Consider the following 17,142-nt stretch of genomic DNA (forward strand, 5'->3'; position numbering starts at 1 on the left):
TACCTGTCGAGGCGAGAACAGCATCGGTATACTGAGCGGTCGCTCGCGCCAATACCACTCCTAGGGAGGCGAAGTGGTAGCCGACCCCGTCGAGAACCACCAGGCCACACAGGATTTCCTGGCCAATTCCAGTGGTGGGCCCACAGTGCTGCGCATTCTGTTGGGCACCCAGCTCAGACGGCTGCGCCAGGAGAAGGAAATTTCCCGGCACGACGCCGGATACGCCATCCGCGCGTCCCACGCCAAGATCAGCCGAATGGAACTCGGTCAGGTCAGTTTCAAGCGTCGTGACGTCGACGACCTGCTGAAACTCTACGGAGTGGACGAGCGTGAGCAGCGCGAGGCCCTGCTGGGGCTGATTTCCAGCGCCAACGCCCAGGGGTGGTGGCACAAGTACGGTGACGTGCTGCCCCACTGGTTCGGGGTCTACGTCGGCCTGGAGGAGGCCGCTTCGGTGATCCGTACCTTCGAGGTGCAGTTCGTCCCCGGGCTGTTGCAGACCGAGGGGTACGCGCGCTCGGTCATCCGCCTCTCCCGCACGGCCACCTCCGACGACGACGTGAACAGTCGCGTGAGGATGCGCATGCATCGGCAGCGTCGTTTGTCCGATGGACCCGACGCGGAGATCCCCGCCCCGCGGCTGTGGGCGGTGATCGACGAGGCGGTCCTGCACCGGCCCTACGGCGACTCGAAGGTGATGCGCGAGCAGATCGAACACCTCATCGAGATGGCCCGGCGGCCCAACATCACCATTCAGATCGCCACGTTCGACATGGGCGGTCACCCCGCGGCGGGCGGTCCGTTCAGCATCATGCGCTTCCCCACGCCGCAGCTGCCCGACGTGGTGTACCTGGAACAGCTGAACAGCGCGCTGTACTTCGACAAGTACGACGACACGAGCGGCTACGCCCAGACCATGGACCACCTCGCCACCCAGGCCCCGCTGCCCTCGCAGACCGAGGGCATCCTCAAAGGCTTCCTGGAGCGCTACGGCGACTGACCACCACCTTCCCCCGCTTCCCCGCCGCCCCGGACACCTCACGCCCGGGGCTTCGTTCTTTCGCCGTGTGTCCTACTTCGGCCACGAGTGAAGAACGATCCGAAAACGGCGAACCATCTACGCCCACCACGCGTTAGGCCTGACATGCGGTTCCTCCACCGGGGTTCTCTGCGCGGGCCCATGAGTGTTTGCCGATGCAATCACGGATGCACGTGCATGCACTACGCTTTGGCCTCGCAAGGGGACATCAGGACCATCCGGTGGCGCGGCCGACCCGATCGGCGGGACCGTGGCGGCCCGATCCGACGAGTGCGGCGCGCTGGAGCCGCGTGTGGACCACCCGCGAGTCCCCCGAAGTTCCAGGAGGTTGAGGATGTATCCGATCTACAACGGCGTTCCCGCGGACCGGCTATGGGTCGATTGGACCAAGAGCAGCTGGAGCAACCCGGACGGGAACTGCGTAGAGGTCGCCACCCTCCCCGACGGCGACATCGCCGTACGGAACTCCCGAGATCCCGAGGGGCCGGCCCTCGTCTACACCCCCGAGGAGATCAAGGCCTTCGTCCGAGGCGCCAAGACCGGTGACTTCGACGCCCTCTTGAGCTGACCCTCGCCCCCGCCCCGGGCACCCTCACCCCCCAGGAAGAGCCAGCCCGGGAACGTGTGTACGTCGAGGTCCGCGTGGTCCACTCCCGTGCCGCGCGGGCCGACATCCGTCCACGGCGTACACACGAACGGAGCCCGGCACCAAACCAGGTGCCGGGCTCCGTCTGTTCATGGGAAGTCGTTCGGGTTCGTGGTGAGGTCGGCGGTAAGGGACCGCCGACCTCACCCGGTCCCGTCCGCCCTAAGGGGTGGGCCGACGGGGTCGCGTGAACCTCCCGCGTCCGGCGTTCCGTGTCAGATGCGGGTGGGGTCGACCAGGCCGTTGGCGCCGACCGGGGCCTGTTCCCACGGCAGGTGGGTGGCTCCCAGAGCGGGTTTGAGGTCGAACAACCAGGCCGCCTTCTCGTCGTACTGGGCGAAGAACGGCTTGCCGACCAGCTCCGGGTCGCGTGCCTGGATGAAGTGGAGGACGAAGACCTTCTCTCCCGCGATCTCCGTCACCCCGTCCACGCACACCTTGCCCGGGGTCGCCGACATGGACGGCCCACGCACCGTCCGGGCCAGGCCCGAGACCTTCTGGTAGGCGCCACGGAAGATGTCGTAGGCCTCGGCCAGCGGCACCGCGAAGTAGTCCTGCGGGCCGGTGTCACGCTCCACGAACATGTAATAGGGCACCATGCCGTGCCGTACGTGCGTCCGCCACATGCTCTCCCAGGTGGCGGAGTCGTCGTTGATCGTGCGGATCAGCGGAGCCTGCGTGCGGATGACGGCACCGGTCGCGCGGATGCGGCGCACGGCCTCCTGGACGAGCTCCGGACGCATCTCGTTCGGGTGCGAGAAGTGCGCCATGAACGCGAGGTTCTTGCCCGAGGCGACGACCTTCTCGAACAGGCGCAGCGTGTCGTCGGCGTCCGGGTCGGTGGTGAAGCGCTGCGGCCAGTAGGCCAGGGCCTTCGTACCGATCCGGATCGCTTCGAGGTGCTCGATCTCCAGTAGTGGCTCGATGTAGCGGGAGATGACCCCCTCACCCATGATCATCGGGTCGCCACCGGTGAACAGGACACTGGTGACCTCGGGGTGCGAACGCACGTACTCGACCATCTGGTCGATCTCGCCCGACGCGAACTTCAGGTCGGCGTCACCGACGAACTGTGCCCAACGGAAGCAGTAGGTGCAGTACGCGTGGCACGTCTGCCCCTGCTTCGGGAAGAAGAGCACCGTCTCCTTGTACTTGTGCTGGATGCCGGGGATGGGCTCCTCGTCGCCCGTGGTGGGCACGTTGAGGTCCATCTGACCGGCGGGGTGCGGGTTGAGCTTGGCGCGGACCTGGTTGGCGGCCTCGTTGAGCTCCTTGCGCCCGGCACCGGCGCTCAGCAGGTCGGCGATGCGGGCGACGTCCTCTGGCGGGAGCATGTCCGACTGGGGGAAGACCAGTCGGTAGATCGGATCGTCTGGAGCGGCGTCCCAGTCGATGAGCTCGTCGATGACGTAGCTGTTGACGCGGAACGGCAGCACGTGTGCCACCGCCTTGACCGCGAGCTGCTCGTCGGTCGAGAGACCGGCTCGCGCCGTGAACTCGTCGAGGTGTTTCGTCGTGTAGGCACGAAACCGACGTCCGGCGGACGGGGACTGTGCCGCGTCAGGCGTAACGCTCACGCCTCTCCTCTCCTGCGGTAGGCAGGGCGCCCGGAAGGCAGCCCTGAGCGGGCGGCTCCGGCATTACGGGTACCGGTGGACCACCTCTGGATGAAAATTCGGTTGTCTCCCGTGCACGGAGTGTTCCGAGCAGGGGAGCCGGCGAGCGGGTATACCCCCACAGGGGGTTTTGTACCCATCCCGCATGAAATCCAGCCCTGACCTGGACATTCTGGAAGTATCCTCGCATGAGTGTACGAACTCGCCCGATAAAGGCGTGACGAGGGTGACGCGGTACCATCCCCGGATTGTGAGGAACCAACCGACGATGAGTGGCACACCCGACGCGGAACCCCCCACTCCGCGAACGTCACCGCCGATCATCGCGGTGGACGCCATGGGTGGCGACAACGCGCCCCGAGAGATCGTGCGCGGGGCCGTAACGGCCGTTCGTGAACTGGGCCTTCGCGTGCTGCTGGTGGGCCGACGCACCGAGATCGCGGCGATGCTCGCCGAGGAGGGCGCCCTGCGCGACATTCCGGTCGTGCACGCCGAGGACAGCATCGCGATGGACGAGGGCGCCCTGGCCAGCTGGCGGCGACCCCGCTCCAGCGCCGCCGTCGCCTGCCGCCTCATTCGACGCGGCGACGCCGACGCCCTGGTCTCCGCGGGTTCCACCGGAGGGATCGTGGCCACCTCCACCGTCCGCCTGCGCACCCGACCGGGGGTCCTGCGCCCCGCGCTGGCGGTGACCCTTCCCACCCTGCCCACTCCCACGATCCTGGTGGACGCCGGCGCCAACGCCGACGCCAAGCCGGAGATGCTCGTGCAGTTCGCGCACCTGGGCTGCGCGTACGCGCAGACGGCGTTCGGCGTCCAGAACCCACGGGTGGGCATGCTGACCATCGGTTCCGAACCGGGGAAGGGCAACAAGCTGGTCCGCCGCACGGTGGAGCTATTGGCCGAGGTTCCGGACCTGGACTTCCAGGGCAACGTCGAGGGCCACGACCTGCTCACCGGGAAGGTGGACGTGGTGGTCACCGACGGACACACCGGCAACGTGGCGCTCAAGACCGTCGAGGGAACCGCCGGGTTCACCCTCGACGCCATGAAGGAGGCGATGACCTCCTCCACCATCGCCAAGGCCGGGGCCGTGCTGCAACGAGGCGCGCTGCGCCGACTGCGCGAGCGCTTCGACAGCGAGACCTACGGGGGCGCCGCCCTGCTCGGACTGAACGGCACGGTGGTGATCGCCCACGGCGACAGCAACCGCACGAGCATCGCCCACGCCTGTCGGCTCGCCAACGACCTGGCGGGTGGCCGGATGGACGAACGGATACGCCGACGGGTGCCCCACCGTTCACCGGTCTGGCTCCACCGGCGCCCACAGGACGAACGCTGATCGGACCCCCGCCGAAGCTCCACGCAGACCACGGGGGGTCGCCCGTTCGGGCACCGTCAGGCCCTGTTCTCGGAAAACCCGTGGAGGTGCCGCAGGTGTGATCGCTCGAAGAGGAACTGTCGGCCGCCAGGTCGCCCGTTGAGGGTGGTGGCGGGCGACGGGTGGGCGAGCCATCACACCGTAGGTGCCACAGCCTCTCCCGCAACCCCTTCCTGACTCCCAGGTGCCCGAACACGCCAAAGCGCCGGCGGAGGCGCCGAACTACACGGTGAGGCCGCGGACGTACTCCTCCTGTTCGGTGGTCTCCACGGCGAGCGTCGAGTAGTGCTCTCGCACGTAGCCCACCGCCTCTTCCGCTGGGACTCCGTCGAGGACCGTCAGACAGGCCAGCGCCGTTCCCGTACGCCCCCGCCCACCGAGACAGCCCAGTTCCACCCGCTGCTCCGTCGAACGCTCCAGTGCCTCCCGTAGACGCTTCAGGGTGTCCGTGTCGTCCGCGGGCAGCCCGAAGTCCTCCCAGCGCACCCACCTGGACACCCACTGGACCGTGGGCGGTTCATGGTCGAGCAGGTACACCGCGAACTCCGGGCGCGGGCCGGCCGGCAGCGGCAGGACGAGCCCACGACCGCGCACCAGGCGTCCGGAGGGCAGTCGCATGACTCCGGGGGAGGCCGGATCCCACAGTTGGTTCCTGTCTCTCATGTCTTCGAGCCTAGGCAGGGGTTCGGGCTCGGCACAGCCCCCGAAAGTCCTGGACGTGGCCTGGGCCATACCAGTAGGGAAGGGTGTGGCCGGTCGGTAGGCTTAGGGCTATGGCCGACCCGCAGGAAGTACTCTCGCGACGGGTCCAGTCCGCCCTCGGCGCCGCCTTCGGTCCCGAGTTCGCCGACACCGACCCCGTCATCCGCCCGTCCCAGTTCGCTGACTACCAGGCGAACGCCGCACTCGCGCTCGCCAAGCGTCTGGGCCGAAAGCCCCGCGAGGTCTCCGCGGCGATCATGGAACACCTGGACGTCTCCGACGTCTGCCGTGACGTCGAGGTCAGCGGCCCGGGCTTCATCAACCTCACGCTTCGCGAGGACTGGATCGCCGACCAGGCGCGCCTGCTCCTCGACGACGACCGTGTCGGCGTGCCCCTTCAGGAGCGGAAGAACATCCCGCTCGACTACTCCGCGCCCAACGTGGCCAAGGAGATGCACGTCGGGCACCTGCGCACCACGGTCGTGGGCGACTCCTTGGCCCGCACCCTGGAGTTCCTGGGTCACAACGTCATCCGGCAGAACCACATCGGCGACTGGGGCACCCCCTTCGGCATGCTCATCGAGCACCTGCTGGAGGTCGGGGAGGACTCGCCCGAGTCCGACCTGCTCACCACCGACCCCAACGCCTTCTACCAGGCGGCCCGCACCAAGTTCGACTCCTCCGGTGAGGAGCCCGGCGACTTCGCCGCGCGCGCCCGCCGTCGGGTGGTCGCCCTCCAGGGCGGCGACGAGGAGACGCTGCGGTTGTGGCGCAAGCTGGTGGGCCTTTCCAAGGTCTACTTCAACAAGGTGTACGCCCGACTCGGCGTGACCCTCACCGACGACGACCTTGCCGGTGAGAGCAGCTACAACGACATGCTCGCCGACGTGTGCGCGGAGCTGGAGTCCAAGGGCATCGCCGAGGTCAGCGACGGCGCCCTGTGCGTGTTCCTGGACGGCTTCACCGGCCGCGAGGACAAGCCGGTGCCGCTGATCATCCGCAAGAGCGACGGCGGCTACGGCTACGCCACCACGGACCTGGCGACCATCCACCACCGGGTGGACGACCTCAAGGCCGACCGCGTTCTGTACGTGGTGGGCGCTCCGCAGGCCATGCACTTCAAGATGGTGTGGTCCACCGCCCGCAAGGCCGGGTGGCTGCCGGAGGACGTGGAGACCACGCACGTGCAGATCGGCAACGTGCTGGGGGCGGACGGCAAGATCCTGCGTACCCGCAGTGGTCAGCCGGTCCGGCTCATGCAGCTGCTGGACGAGGCGGTCGACCGGGCCACCGCCGTGGTCGCCCAGACCCGCCCCGACCTGGACGAGGCGAGCCGGGCCGAGATCGCCCGCAAGGTCGGCATCGGCGCGGTGAAGTACGCGGACCTGTCGGTCTCGCACGACACCGAGTACGTGTTCGACTTCGACCGGATGTTGGCGCTGACCGGCAACACCGGCCCGTACCTTCAGTACGCGCAGGCGCGGATCCGTTCGATCTTCCGTAAGGGCGAGGTGGACCCGGCCGGGATCGATGGTCGGATCACCGTGTCCGAGAGCGCCGAGCGCGACCTGGCGCTGAAGCTGCTGGGCTTCGGTCCGGTGGTGGAGCAGACCGGCGACCTGCTACAGCCGCACCGTCTGTCCTCGTACCTGTTCGAGCTGGCTCAGACGCTCACGGCGTTCTACGAGCACTGCCCGGTGCTGACCGCCCGGACCGACGCCGAGCGCGAGTCGCGGCTGGCCTTGGTCGCGGTGGCGCTGCGGGTGCTGGTGCGTGGCCTGGACCTGCTCGGTGTGGAGTCCCCCGAGTACATGTAGTGGTGAGTGGACGAAGGGCCGGGGTCGACGCCCCGGCCCTTTCTCGTTCTCCGGTCCCCTTCCGCCCCGCGGTGGCCGGAACCGGTCGGGCCGCCCTGGACCGACCGTCCGAGAGCCTCTTCCAGAGGGTCCGATGTCGCTGGTCATGGTCGCTTTCGAGGGTCTTCCGGACGGAGCGAGTCGAATCTCTCGTGGTGGCTCGGACCGGAACCCCACGTCGCGGTGGAACATCACACTTACAGTATGTGGACAAAAGCCCTATACCAGACAAGCAGGAGATATCGCCTATGACAGCCGCTGCGGGCTTCGGCCCCGGGCCGGGTACCTGGTACCTGGATCCACTGCACTCGAGCTTGATCTTCGTCGCCCACTACCTACGCTTCGGACGGGTACAGGGCACCTTCGGAGACGCGTACGGTCAACTGCACGTGACCGACAACCCCACCCTCTCCTCCGTCGAGGTGGAGATCGCCACCGCCAGTGTCAACACCGGGGTGAACGCCCGAGACGACCACCTGCGCTCGGCCGACTTCCTGGACGTCACGAACCATCCGAAGCTGCGCTTCACCTCGACCTCCTTGGAACCCGGCCGCCGGCAGAACTCCTTTCGGGTCCACGGAGACCTGGAGCTGCACGGCCGGTCACGGCCCATCAGCCTGGCCGCGGAATGGGTCGGTGAGGCACCCGACTACGTGTCCCCGAACGACACCTACGGACACTTCTTCTCCGCCACCACCCAGCTGAACCTGTCCGAGTTCGGCGTGGGAGACGGCGGCCCGCTCCCCTGGGGCGGCCGGATGGTCGGCGACCTGGTCGACGTCGTGCTGGAGGTCCGCGTCCAGAACCAGGATCCCGCGCCCTTCCTCGAGCAGATCGGGCACACGCCCTGAACCGTCCGGGTGCCGTACCCACCCGGACCCCCAAGGCGTGCGCCCGACAGAGCGACGCTCGCGCCCTGGCCTAACCCTTGAGCAGGGCCTCCACCTCATCGCGCGTGGCCATCGAGGAACTCGCTCCGTGCCGTCCCACGGAGATCGCGGCCGCGGCCGCGGCGAACTCCATCGCCTCGCGCGCGGAACGCCCCTCGGCCCGGGCGACCGCGAAGGACCCGCAGAAGGTGTCACCGGCCGCGGTGGTGTCCACCGCGTTCACCTTCCGCGCCGGGACCGCCACCGGCTCCTCGCCGCGACGTCCGTACAACGACCCCGCCGAACCCAGGGTCAACAACACCTCCGGAACACGCTCCAGCAGCGCGGCCAGCGCGGCGACCGGTTCGTCGTGTCCGGTGATCGCCGCCGCCTCGTGCTGGTTGGGGACCAGCACGTCCACGTCGGCCAAAAGCTCGTCGGGGAGCTCACGCGCGGGCGCGGGGGTCAGATAGACCGGCACGCCCGTCTCACGGCCCATCCGCGCGCCGGCCACCACGGCCTCCATGGGCAACTCCAACTGGAGCAACAGCGCGTCGACGCCCTCCAGCAGCCCCCGATCGGACTCGGGCGGCCCGGAGACCTCACCGTTGGCGCCGGGGACCACGATGATGCGGTTGCCGCCGTCCCCCTCCACCACGATGTGGGCGATGCCGGAGGCGCCCGGAACGGTGCGCAGTCCGTCGACGTCGACCCCCTCCGCCTCCAGGTTGGCGCGCAACTCCGAGCCGAAGGTGTCCTCACCGACCGCGCCGAGGAAGGCCACCCGGGCACCCGCCCGCGCCGCGGCCACGGCCTGATTGGCGCCCTTGCCGCCGGGAACCTGACGGAAGTCGGTCCCGGTGACGGTCTCGCCACCGCCCGGCATCCGGCCCACGTAGGCGACCAGATCCATGTTGACGCTGCCGAAGACCGCCAGGCGGGGCACTCTGGAATTCACGTCGTCACTCACTTCTTCTCCCGGTCGACGGGCCGACTGTCGGCCCCGTCCAACGCCACGATGACGGGCGCGTGGTCCGACGCGCCCTTGCCCTTGCGTTCCTCGCGGTCGATGCTCGCGCCGGTCACCCGGGCCCTGAGCGCCGGTGAGGCGAGCACGAAGTCGATGCGCATGCCCTTGCGCTTGGGGAACGCCAGCCCCTTGTAGTCCCAGTAGGTGTAGACGCCCGGGCCCGGCGTGTACTCGCGCACGACCTCCTCGAACCCGGCCTCGACCAGCCCGGTGAAGGCGGCGCGCTCGGGTTCGGTGACGTGGGTGAGCCCCTCGAAGGCCGCGATGTCCCATACGTCGTCGTCCTGGGGAGCGATGTTGAAGTCGCCCACGTAGGCGATCTGCGCTCGGGGGTCCTCGGCCAGACGGGCGGCGCCGGCCTGACGCAGGGCCTCCAACCAGCGCAGCTTGTAGTCGTAGTGGGGATGGCCGATCTCGCGCCCGTTGGGCACGTACAGGCTCCACACCTGGACACCACCGCAGGTGGCGGCGATGGCACGGGCCTCGCGTTCCTCGGGGTCTCCGAAGCCGGGCTGGCCGGGGAAGCCGATCCGGACGTCGTCGAGGCCCACCCGCGAGGCGATCGCGACCCCGTTCCACTGGGAGAGGCCGTGGTGGGCGACCTCGTAGCCGCGGTCGGTGAAGACCGACGCCGGGAACTGGTCGTCACGGGCCTTGGTCTCCTGGATGGCGACGACGTCGACGTCGCTGCGGTCCAACCAGTCACCGATCCGTTCGGCCCTGGCACGGGCACTGTTCACATTCCATGTCGCGATACGCACAGCAGAAGGCTAGATGATCCCACCGACGCCCCGACCCCGGGCAGGCCTGTGACATGAGGAAACCCCGGTGCGGCCGTCCTCCGCACCGGGGTCGTGCGACTCCCGGCACATGCTCGGTTGTTTTCCGTCGCGTTTCGTTGGACGGCCGAGTCCCCCTTACGGTTCGCATTGCGCGCAAGGTTTTTTCGTCGATCGACCGGAGCCCTCCTGGACCGGGAAGACCTGGGATCGTCGGTGCCGAAGGTTAGGTTGGGTCGCATGGTCGAACCGCATCCCCGCCGCGACGCCGAGTTCTCCCCGTCCCAGGCCCGCCGGATAGCCCTGGCCGCCCAGGGCTTCGCCGACCCACGCCCCGAGGGCGAACCCACCCTCGCCCACCTGGCACGGGTGCTGCGCCGGATCGGGATCCTACAGATCGACAGCGTGAACGTTCTGGCCCGAAGCCAGTACCTGCCGGTCTTCGCCCGCCTGGGCTCCTACGACACCGCTCTGCTGGACCGGGCGACCACCACCGCCGTCGGGTCCAGCCCGGCCCGGCTGGTCGAGTGTTGGGCCCACGAGGCCAGCCTGGTGCCACCCGGGACCCACCGGCTCATGCGGCACCGGATGGAACGCAACCGCGCCCAGGAACACGTCGGCTGGTTGAACGGCGTTCGCGAGGAGAAGCCGCACCTGGTCAAGGCCGTCTATGAAGAGGTGGCCCGCGTCGGTCCGGCCACCGCCCGCGAGGTCGAGAGCTCCTTGGCCCAGGACGCGCCCCGGGCCAAGGAGCACTGGGGCTGGAACTGGTCCGAGGTCAAGAAGTGCCTGGAGTACCTGTTCTGGATCGGTGACCTCACCACCAACGGCCGCAATCTCCAGTTCGAACGCCGCTACGACCTGCCCGAACGCGTACTGCCCTCCGAGATCCACGGGCTCACGCACCCCACCCCGCGAGAGGCGCACCGGGAGCTGGTGGCCATCGCCGCCCGGGCGCACGGCGTCGCCACCGAACCCGACCTGCGCGACTACTTCCGGCTCAAGGGCACCGAGACCCGCGCCGCCATCGGCGACCTGGTGGAGGCCGGTGAACTGGTCCCGGTGTCCGTGCGCGGTCGGGACCGCACCGCCTACCTGCACAAGGACGCCCGAATCCCCCGCAAGGTGGAGGCCCGTGCCCTGCTGAGCCCCTTCGACTCCCTGGTGTGGACACGCGACCGGGCCGAGGAGCTGTTCGGGTTCCGCTACCGACTGGAGATCTACGTGCCGGCCGCCAAGCGCGTACACGGCTACTACGTGCTGCCGTTCCTGCTGGGAGAGGACCTGGTCGCCCGGGTCGACCTCAAGGCCGACCGCGCGTCGGGAACCCTCCTGGCCCGCCGGATCACCCTGGAGGAGGACGCCCCGGCCGACACCATGCCGGCGCTCGTGGAGCAGCTGACGGAGATGGCCGACTGGCTCGGCCTGGACAACGGCGTGGCCGGCGAGGCCCTCCCCGGCCCACGCTGACCGGTTTCCTCCAGATCAGTTCGGGCTGATCAGTTTCACCGACGGAAAATAGGTACGAAAACGTCGAGAGTCCCGTGTGAGGAGTTGATGCCCCTCGATCGCCGCATGGGCGCCAATGTAGAAATCCGGTAGCGGAGCATGCTTGCTCCCGCCCTGCTTTCGATAGCGCAGGTGGCACTTCCCGGCCAGAAAGGCCGCTTGCCAGGGTAGATCCGATCGGACGAAGTCGTTCGCCAGTCCAAGGTCCAGGTCCTCGATCCGGTCGAAGCCCACGGAGACCTCAGCGTAGATGATCGGGTTGATCAGCAAAGATCCCTGATCAGCCGCCTCCGCCAGTGCGTGCGCGGACCACTCCATCCAGGTGGGGTCCTGTGTAAAGACGTCGAGCAACACATTGGCGTCGACCAGGGTGGTGGAAGAAATCGGTCCTCCGGCTGCCAGGCAAGACGTTCCGGAGTCAGCAGTCCTCATCGTCTCCCCTGGTCAACGCCATGATCTCGTCGGTACTCATCGTGGTCTCGGCCTTGCCACGCAGGCGCTCCACCAGGCGTTGTCCACGTGAGGGCACGATCGCGGCACGAACCACACGCGCCCCGTTCCCATCCAGTACGAACTCGACCTCGTCTCCTGGCGAGAGGCCGAGCCTTCTACGGACCTCGACGGGGATGGTCACCTGACCCTTTTCAGTGATCCTCATGCCCTAAGGGTAATACTTTCAAGGTATTACTTCAGGAAAACCGGAAGAACTCCGAGAACGTCAATGGTTCGCGCACCCGACAGGAGCGCCGCGAGCCCACCTCACTACCCCAGGGCCTCCCGGCCGATCAATCCGCTCTGAGCGAGCCGGGCCCGAAGCTCCCGGGCATGGCCAGCGCACGGTTCGATTTCGACGGCCACCCTCATCACACGGGTCACATACTCGTTGACGCTGATGGCACGGTGTGCGGCCGCTCCGCACAGACGCGCCCATGTTCGCTCGTCGAACTCCAGCGTGACTTCCTTCATGGAGATCAGCATAGGGATTCGGCTTCGCCGTCGGGGGTGGAACGGCGAGCGGGCCGCGCCCAGAAGGTGCGCGGCCCGCTCGGGTCCGCGGGTCAGACGCGTTCGATGATGGTGACGTTGGCCTGGCCACCGCCCTCGCACATGGTCTGCAAACCGTAGCGGCCGCCGGTGCGGTGCAGCTCGTTGACCAGCTTGGTCATCAGGACCGAACCGGTGGCGCCCAGCGGGTGGCCCAGGGCGATGGCACCACCGTTCGGGTTGACCTTGGCCGGGTCGGCGCCCAGCTCGTCGATCCAGGACATCGGCACCGGTGCGAACGCCTCGTTGATCTCGGTGACGTCGATGTCGTCGATGCTCAGACCGGCCTTCTCCAGGGCGATCCTGGTCGCGGGGATGGGCGCGGTGAGCATGTAGACCGGGTCGTCACCGATCAGCGACAGCTGGACGACGCGGGCGAGCGGGGTCAGGCCGTGCTGCTTCACCGCACGTTCGGAGGCGATGAGCAGGGCACCGGCGCCGACGGAGATCTGGCTGGCGATCGCGGCGGTGAGCTCCCAACCCTCACGCAGCGGCTTGAGTCCGGCCATCTTCTCCATCGTGGTGTCGGGGCGCACGCCCTCGTCCTGGGAGACGCCGGCGATCGGCGCGATCTGGGAGTCGAAATAGCCGGCCTCCAGCGCCGCCGCGGCGCGCTGGTGGCTCTCCAGGGCGAACCGCTCCAGCTGCTCTCGCTTGTAGCCCCACTTCTCGCACATGAGCTGGGCGCCGCGGAACTGGGAGATCTCCTGCATCCCGTAGCGCTCGATCCAGCCCTCGCCGTACAGCGGGATGCCGTTCTCGATGGCGTGCTGGACGTTGGAGCCCATCGGCACCATGCCCATGTTCTCCACACCGGACGCCACGACGAGGTCCTGGGTGCCGGACATGACGCCCTGGGCGGCGAAGTGGATGGATTGCTGGGAGGAGCCGCACTGGCGGTCGATGGTGACGCCGGCGACGGTCTCGGGCAGCCCCGCGGAGAGCCACGCGGTGCGGGCCAGGTCCAGGGCCTGCGGTCCGGCCTGGCTGACCACGCCCATGATGACGTCCTCGACGGCGGAGGGGTCGACCCCGGTGCGCTCGATGAGTTCCTTGAGGACGTGCGCCCCCAGGTCCGCCGGGTGCACCGCGGCGAGCGCGCCCTTCTTGGTGCCGACGGGGGTACGAACTGCGCCGACGATGTATGCCTCGGCCACGGGGTCCTCCAAGGGGCTGGGATGTGACGACCTACTGAACCGAACTGTATTCGGTTTCACTTCCCTGGCAAGCCCCCGCCCCCGACTTCCCGTCCTTGGCCCGGTTCAGCCGCGCTCTCGATCCGGACCCCCGTCGGCGTCGCCCAGGCGGCCCGCGTCGCGTTGGTCGCCCAGGGTGTCCCCGGTGACCCTCTCCAGGACCTCGAACACGTCGGGATGCTCGTCCGGGTCGAAGTCCGAGAGCAGGGAGCGCAACGCGGTGCGCTGCGCCTCGTAGAGCCTGCGGACGGCGTCCTCACCGCGCCAGTTCAACTCCCACGGCTCGCTGTCGGAGACCAGGTAGCCGCTCTCCAGGAGTTCCTGGTGCACGCTCTCCCACCGGGACACCGCCAGACCGGAGAACCGATGCAGTTGGTCCACCGAGAGCGGACCCTTGACACCCAGGTGGCTGAGCGCCCAGCAACCCTCGATGGACACGTCCAGACCGGCGGCCTCCCGCAACCTGCCGTACATCGTCTCGGCGCCCTCGGCCCCGGTGGCCTGGTAGATCTCGCGCTCGACCTGATCGATCGTGGTCCGGCTCGGCGCCGCCACCGGGGAGAAGGTCTCGTCCAGGTCCGGGGTGGTGATGGTGGTACGCAGCGGGATCTGCTTCAGGAACACCGCCAGCACGAACCCGATGATCGCCACGGGGACGGCCGTCAGGAAGACGACGTCGATAGCGTCGGCGTAGGCATCCAGGAAACCCGCCTGTTCGCCGGGCGACAGTTGGTCCAGCACCCTGGGGTCGGACTCCAGGTCCGTGGGCTCCACTCCGGGCGGCAACCGGATCTCCTCCGCGCGCTCGGCCAGGTTCGAGGCGAGTCGTCCGGCGAAGACCGCGCCGAACACGGCCGTGCCGAACGAACCGCCGATCGACCGGAAGAAGGTGGCCGTCGACGTGGCCACGCCCAGGTCGTCGTAGGACACGGCGTTCTGCACCACCACGACCACCACCTGCATCACCAGACCCAGGCCCACGCCCAGGACGAAGAAGTACAGGCTCATCTCCAACAGCGAACTGTCCGGTCCCATACGCGACATCAGCAACAGTCCGGTCGCGGTGAGCGCCATTCCCGCGATCGGATAGGGCTTGTACCTTCCGGTGTGGGTCACCAGGCGACCGCTCGTGACGGAGGTGATCAGCATGCCCACGACCATCGGCAGCAGATGCAGACCGGACGCCGTCGGAGACAGTCCGTGCACGATCTGGAGGAACAACGGCAGGAACGCCATCGACCCCATCATCGCGAAGCCCACGCAGAAGCCGATGGCCATGGCCACCACCGCGGTGGAGTCGCGGAACAGACCCAGCGGTATGACCGGGTCGGTGGCCCGACGCGCGGTGAGCCACCAGCCCAGGCCGAGGACCACCGCGGCCGCCGACAGGCCGATGATCTGCCAGGACAGCCAGCCGTACATGTTCCCGCCCCAGGAGGCGACCAGGGTGAGGCACACGGCGGTGGCGGCGAGCAGGACGATGCCCGCGTAGTCGATGTTCTGCCTGCCGGTGGGCGAGCGGCCGGGCAGGAAGCGCAGGACCGTCACGAACGCCAGCAGCCCCAGTGGAAGGTTCACGTAGAACACCCATCGCCACGACAGGTGGTCCACGAACAACCCACCGAGGAGAGGGCCCGCGACACTGGAGACGCCGAAGACCGCGCCGAAGAGCCCCTGGTACTTGCCACGCTCACGTGGGGAGACCACGTCGCCGATGAGGGCCGAGGCCAACACCATGAGACCGCCCCCACCGATCCCCTGAAAGCCGCGGGCGAGGATCAGCTGGAGCATGTTCTGGGCGATCCCGCACAGCATCGAGCCCACGAGGAACACGGCGATGCAGGTGAGGAACAGCTTCTTGCGGCCGAACTGGTCGCCGAGCTTGCCCCACAGCGGGGTGCTGGCGGTGACGGCCAGGAGGTAGGCGGTGATCACCCAGGACAGGTGGTTGAGCCCGCCCAGGTCGGAGACGATCGTCGGCAGCGCCGTCGACACGATCGTCTGGTCCAGCGCGGACAACAGGACCGTGACCATCAAGGCGGTCATGACCAACGCGATCCGCGCACCTCGGTGCTCGCGCCGACCCTCCGTCCCTTGGTCGGCACCGCTGCCACGGGCCATCGGATCGCCTCCTCGATCGTGGCAGGCGACGCTCACCGTCCGGCGCCCCCGCTGCGGCCACACTAGGAATCCTTTTCCGCCCCGGGCGAGGGAACCGCCCGAGGGAACGGGAACTTTGCCCCCACTTGCCTCCCGACCTTCATAACCGAACGCGATTCGGTTACCGTGTGGGAACACAGTGATCCCCGACACCCTCGGAGCAGCACATGAAGCGGGAACTCTTCGACGCCGACCAGGAACTCTTCCGCGAATCGGTCGCGGAGTTCCTCAAGCGGGAGGTCCAGCCCTTCCACGACCAGTGGGAGAAGGACGGCGTCGTCCCCCGCCAGGTGTGGCTCGATGCGGGCCGGGTCGGGCTGCTCGGCCACGGCGTGCCCGAGGAGTACGGGGGCACCGGCGTCCACGACTACCGCTACAACCAGATCGTCAACGAGGAGATCTGCCGCGCCCACGCCACCGGCCTCGGCATCACCCTCCAGAACGACGTCATGGCCCCCTACCTGGTGGACCTGACCAACGACGAGCAGAAGAAGCGCTGGCTGCCGGGCTTCGCCTCCGGTGAGCTGATCACCGCCATCGCCATGACCGAGCCCGGGACCGGCAGCGACCTTCAGGGGATCAAGACCTCCGCGGTACGCGACGGCGACGAGTTCGTGCTCAACGGCGCCAAGACCTTCATCACCAACGGCATCAACGCCGACCTGGTGGTCGTGGTCGCCCAGACCGACCCCGAGGCGGGCGCGCAGGGCTTCTCCCTGATCTGCGTCGAACGCGGCACCCCCGGCTTCGAGCGCGGCCGCAACCTCGACAAGGTCGGCATGAAGGCGCAGGACACCGCCGAGCTGTTCTTCGACGACGTGCGCGTGCCCGCGGCCAACCTCATCGGTACCGAGGGTCAGGGCTTCATCCACCTGATGCGGAACCTGCCGCAGGAACGGCTGTCCATCGCCACCTGCGCGGTGGCCTCGGCCGACTTCATGCTCCAGCACACCATCGAGTACTGCCGTGACCGCACCGCCTTCGGTCGGCCTATCGGACGCTTCCAGAACACCCGTTTCGTCCTGGCCGAGTCGGCCACCGAGGTGGACCTGGGCCGCGCCTACGTGGACAGGGCGGTCCAGCTGCTCAACCGGGGTGAGCTCACCGTCGAGGACGCCGCGAAGGCCAAGTGGTGGACCACCGAGATGTGCAACCGGGTCATGGACCGTTGCCTCCAGCTTCACGGTGGGTACGGGTACATGATGGAATACCCCGTGGCACGGGCCTGGCAGGACTCACGCGTCCAGACGATCTTCGGTGGCACCACCGAGATCATGAAGGAGATCGTGGGCCGGGGCCTGGGTCTCTAGGGCGT

16 protein-coding genes are annotated in these 17,142 nt (G+C 68.2%); 7 read left to right on the forward strand and 9 right to left on the reverse strand.

The features are described 5' to 3' along the window. Positions 1–73: 73 nt before the first annotated feature. Both NLI01S_RS06325 and NLI01S_RS06330 read left to right on the forward strand, forming a co-directional pair. The gene (locus tag NLI01S_RS06325; protein WP_084392354.1) at positions 74–1,000 is read left to right on the forward strand and encodes a helix-turn-helix domain-containing protein; all 927 of its coding nucleotides are present in this window, start codon (positions 74–76) and stop codon (positions 998–1,000) included. A 373-nt stretch (positions 1,001–1,373) separates the two neighbouring features. Next, positions 1,374–1,607 (forward strand): DUF397 domain-containing protein, encoded by a 234-nt coding sequence (locus tag NLI01S_RS06330; RefSeq protein WP_067600656.1) that lies wholly within the window; start codon positions 1,374–1,376, stop codon positions 1,605–1,607. Positions 1,608–1,900: 293 nt separating this feature from the next. On the opposite strand, the gene NLI01S_RS06335 is transcribed toward NLI01S_RS06330, so the two are convergent. Beyond that, positions 1,901–3,262 carry a KamA family radical SAM protein gene (locus tag NLI01S_RS06335; RefSeq protein ID WP_067600659.1) on the reverse strand — a complete coding sequence of 454 codons (1,362 nt, stop codon included), beginning with the start codon at positions 3,260–3,262 and terminating at the stop codon, positions 1,901–1,903. Positions 3,263–3,569: 307 nt separating this feature from the next. Between NLI01S_RS06335 and plsX the strand changes: the two genes are divergently transcribed. Further along, positions 3,570–4,643: a phosphate acyltransferase PlsX gene (plsX, locus tag NLI01S_RS06340; RefSeq protein WP_067600662.1), complete on the forward strand. Its 1,074-nt coding sequence runs from the start codon at positions 3,570–3,572 to the stop codon at positions 4,641–4,643. 261 nt (positions 4,644–4,904) lie between these two features. Here the strand turns inward: plsX and NLI01S_RS06345 are convergent, their stop codons facing one another. Continuing rightward, on the reverse strand, positions 4,905–5,345 hold the full coding sequence (locus NLI01S_RS06345; RefSeq protein WP_067600665.1) for a protein-tyrosine phosphatase family protein: 441 nt from the start codon (positions 5,343–5,345) through the stop codon (positions 4,905–4,907). 110 nt (positions 5,346–5,455) lie between these two features. Here NLI01S_RS06345 and argS point away from each other — a divergent pair, with 110 nt between their 5' ends. Both argS and NLI01S_RS06355 read left to right on the forward strand, forming a co-directional pair. Then, positions 5,456–7,201 (forward strand): arginine--tRNA ligase, encoded by a 1,746-nt coding sequence (gene argS, locus NLI01S_RS06350; protein WP_067600668.1) that lies wholly within the window; start codon positions 5,456–5,458, stop codon positions 7,199–7,201. 287 nt (positions 7,202–7,488) lie between these two features. Next, on the forward strand, positions 7,489–8,091 hold the full coding sequence (locus NLI01S_RS06355) for a YceI family protein (protein ID WP_067600671.1): 603 nt from the start codon (positions 7,489–7,491) through the stop codon (positions 8,089–8,091). A 70-nt stretch (positions 8,092–8,161) separates the two neighbouring features. On the opposite strand, the gene NLI01S_RS06360 is transcribed toward NLI01S_RS06355, so the two are convergent. After that, complete coding sequence (locus NLI01S_RS06360) at positions 8,162–9,067, reverse strand: ribokinase (protein ID WP_067600742.1); 906 nt, start codon at positions 9,065–9,067, stop codon at positions 8,162–8,164. 8 nt (positions 9,068–9,075) lie between these two features. Continuing rightward, complete coding sequence (locus tag NLI01S_RS06365; protein ID WP_190318374.1) at positions 9,076–9,900, reverse strand: exodeoxyribonuclease III; 825 nt, start codon at positions 9,898–9,900, stop codon at positions 9,076–9,078. A 258-nt stretch (positions 9,901–10,158) separates the two neighbouring features. Between NLI01S_RS06365 and NLI01S_RS06370 the strand changes: the two genes are divergently transcribed. Next, positions 10,159–11,388 carry a winged helix-turn-helix domain-containing protein gene (locus NLI01S_RS06370; protein WP_067600675.1) on the forward strand — a complete coding sequence of 410 codons (1,230 nt, stop codon included), beginning with the start codon at positions 10,159–10,161 and terminating at the stop codon, positions 11,386–11,388. Positions 11,389–11,403: 15 nt separating this feature from the next. Here the strand turns inward: NLI01S_RS06370 and NLI01S_RS06375 are convergent, their stop codons facing one another. The 5 genes from NLI01S_RS06375 to NLI01S_RS06395 form a co-directional block, all read right to left on the reverse strand. Then, entirely contained in the window at positions 11,404–11,859 is a 456-nt protein-coding gene (locus NLI01S_RS06375) for a type II toxin-antitoxin system VapC family toxin (RefSeq protein ID WP_084392356.1), read from the reverse strand. Further along, positions 11,846–12,085, reverse strand: a complete 240-nt coding sequence (locus tag NLI01S_RS06380; protein ID WP_067600677.1) for an AbrB/MazE/SpoVT family DNA-binding domain-containing protein — start codon at positions 12,083–12,085, stop codon at positions 11,846–11,848. Before NLI01S_RS06380 ends, NLI01S_RS06375 begins: the two co-directional genes overlap by 14 nt. Before the next feature lie 104 nt (positions 12,086–12,189). Continuing rightward, positions 12,190–12,405, reverse strand: a complete 216-nt coding sequence (locus tag NLI01S_RS06385; protein WP_067600679.1) for a hypothetical protein — start codon at positions 12,403–12,405, stop codon at positions 12,190–12,192. A gap of 80 nt (positions 12,406–12,485) precedes the next feature. Then, positions 12,486–13,628 carry an acetyl-CoA C-acetyltransferase gene (locus NLI01S_RS06390; RefSeq protein WP_067600682.1) on the reverse strand — a complete coding sequence of 381 codons (1,143 nt, stop codon included), beginning with the start codon at positions 13,626–13,628 and terminating at the stop codon, positions 12,486–12,488. A gap of 105 nt (positions 13,629–13,733) precedes the next feature. Continuing rightward, the gene (locus NLI01S_RS06395; RefSeq protein ID WP_067600685.1) at positions 13,734–15,788 is read right to left on the reverse strand and encodes an MDR family MFS transporter; all 2,055 of its coding nucleotides are present in this window, start codon (positions 15,786–15,788) and stop codon (positions 13,734–13,736) included. A gap of 206 nt (positions 15,789–15,994) precedes the next feature. Here NLI01S_RS06395 and NLI01S_RS06400 point away from each other — a divergent pair, with 206 nt between their 5' ends. After that, complete coding sequence (locus NLI01S_RS06400) at positions 15,995–17,137, forward strand: acyl-CoA dehydrogenase family protein (protein ID WP_067600688.1); 1,143 nt, start codon at positions 15,995–15,997, stop codon at positions 17,135–17,137. Positions 17,138–17,142 lie beyond the last annotated feature (5 nt).

The organism is Nocardiopsis listeri NBRC 13360, assembly GCF_001570765.1.
GTDB classification, from domain to species: Bacteria; Actinomycetota; Actinomycetes; order Streptosporangiales; family Streptosporangiaceae; genus Nocardiopsis; species Nocardiopsis listeri.

Excerpts from the sequence above, each read along its gene's own strand:
- NLI01S_RS06400 (WP_067600688.1), top strand. The coding sequence starts at position 15,995 with ATGAAGCGGGAACTCTTCGACGCCGACCAGGAACTCTTCCGCGAATCG.
- NLI01S_RS06345 (WP_067600665.1), bottom strand. The coding sequence starts at position 5,345 with ATGAGAGACAGGAACCAACTGTGGGATCCGGCCTCCCCCGGAGTCATG.
- NLI01S_RS06385 (WP_067600679.1), bottom strand. The coding sequence starts at position 12,405 with ATGCTGATCTCCATGAAGGAAGTCACGCTGGAGTTCGACGAGCGAACA.
- NLI01S_RS06330 (WP_067600656.1), top strand. The coding sequence starts at position 1,374 with ATGTATCCGATCTACAACGGCGTTCCCGCGGACCGGCTATGGGTCGAT.
- NLI01S_RS06375 (WP_084392356.1), bottom strand. The coding sequence starts at position 11,859 with ATGAGGACTGCTGACTCCGGAACGTCTTGCCTGGCAGCCGGAGGACCG.
- NLI01S_RS06355 (WP_067600671.1), top strand. The coding sequence starts at position 7,489 with ATGACAGCCGCTGCGGGCTTCGGCCCCGGGCCGGGTACCTGGTACCTG.
- NLI01S_RS06380 (WP_067600677.1), bottom strand. The coding sequence starts at position 12,085 with ATGAGGATCACTGAAAAGGGTCAGGTGACCATCCCCGTCGAGGTCCGT.
- plsX (WP_067600662.1), top strand. The coding sequence starts at position 3,570 with ATGAGTGGCACACCCGACGCGGAACCCCCCACTCCGCGAACGTCACCG.
- NLI01S_RS06370 (WP_067600675.1), top strand. The coding sequence starts at position 10,159 with ATGGTCGAACCGCATCCCCGCCGCGACGCCGAGTTCTCCCCGTCCCAG.
- NLI01S_RS06395 (WP_067600685.1), bottom strand. The coding sequence starts at position 15,788 with ATGGCCCGTGGCAGCGGTGCCGACCAAGGGACGGAGGGTCGGCGCGAG.
- argS (WP_067600668.1), top strand. The coding sequence starts at position 5,456 with ATGGCCGACCCGCAGGAAGTACTCTCGCGACGGGTCCAGTCCGCCCTC.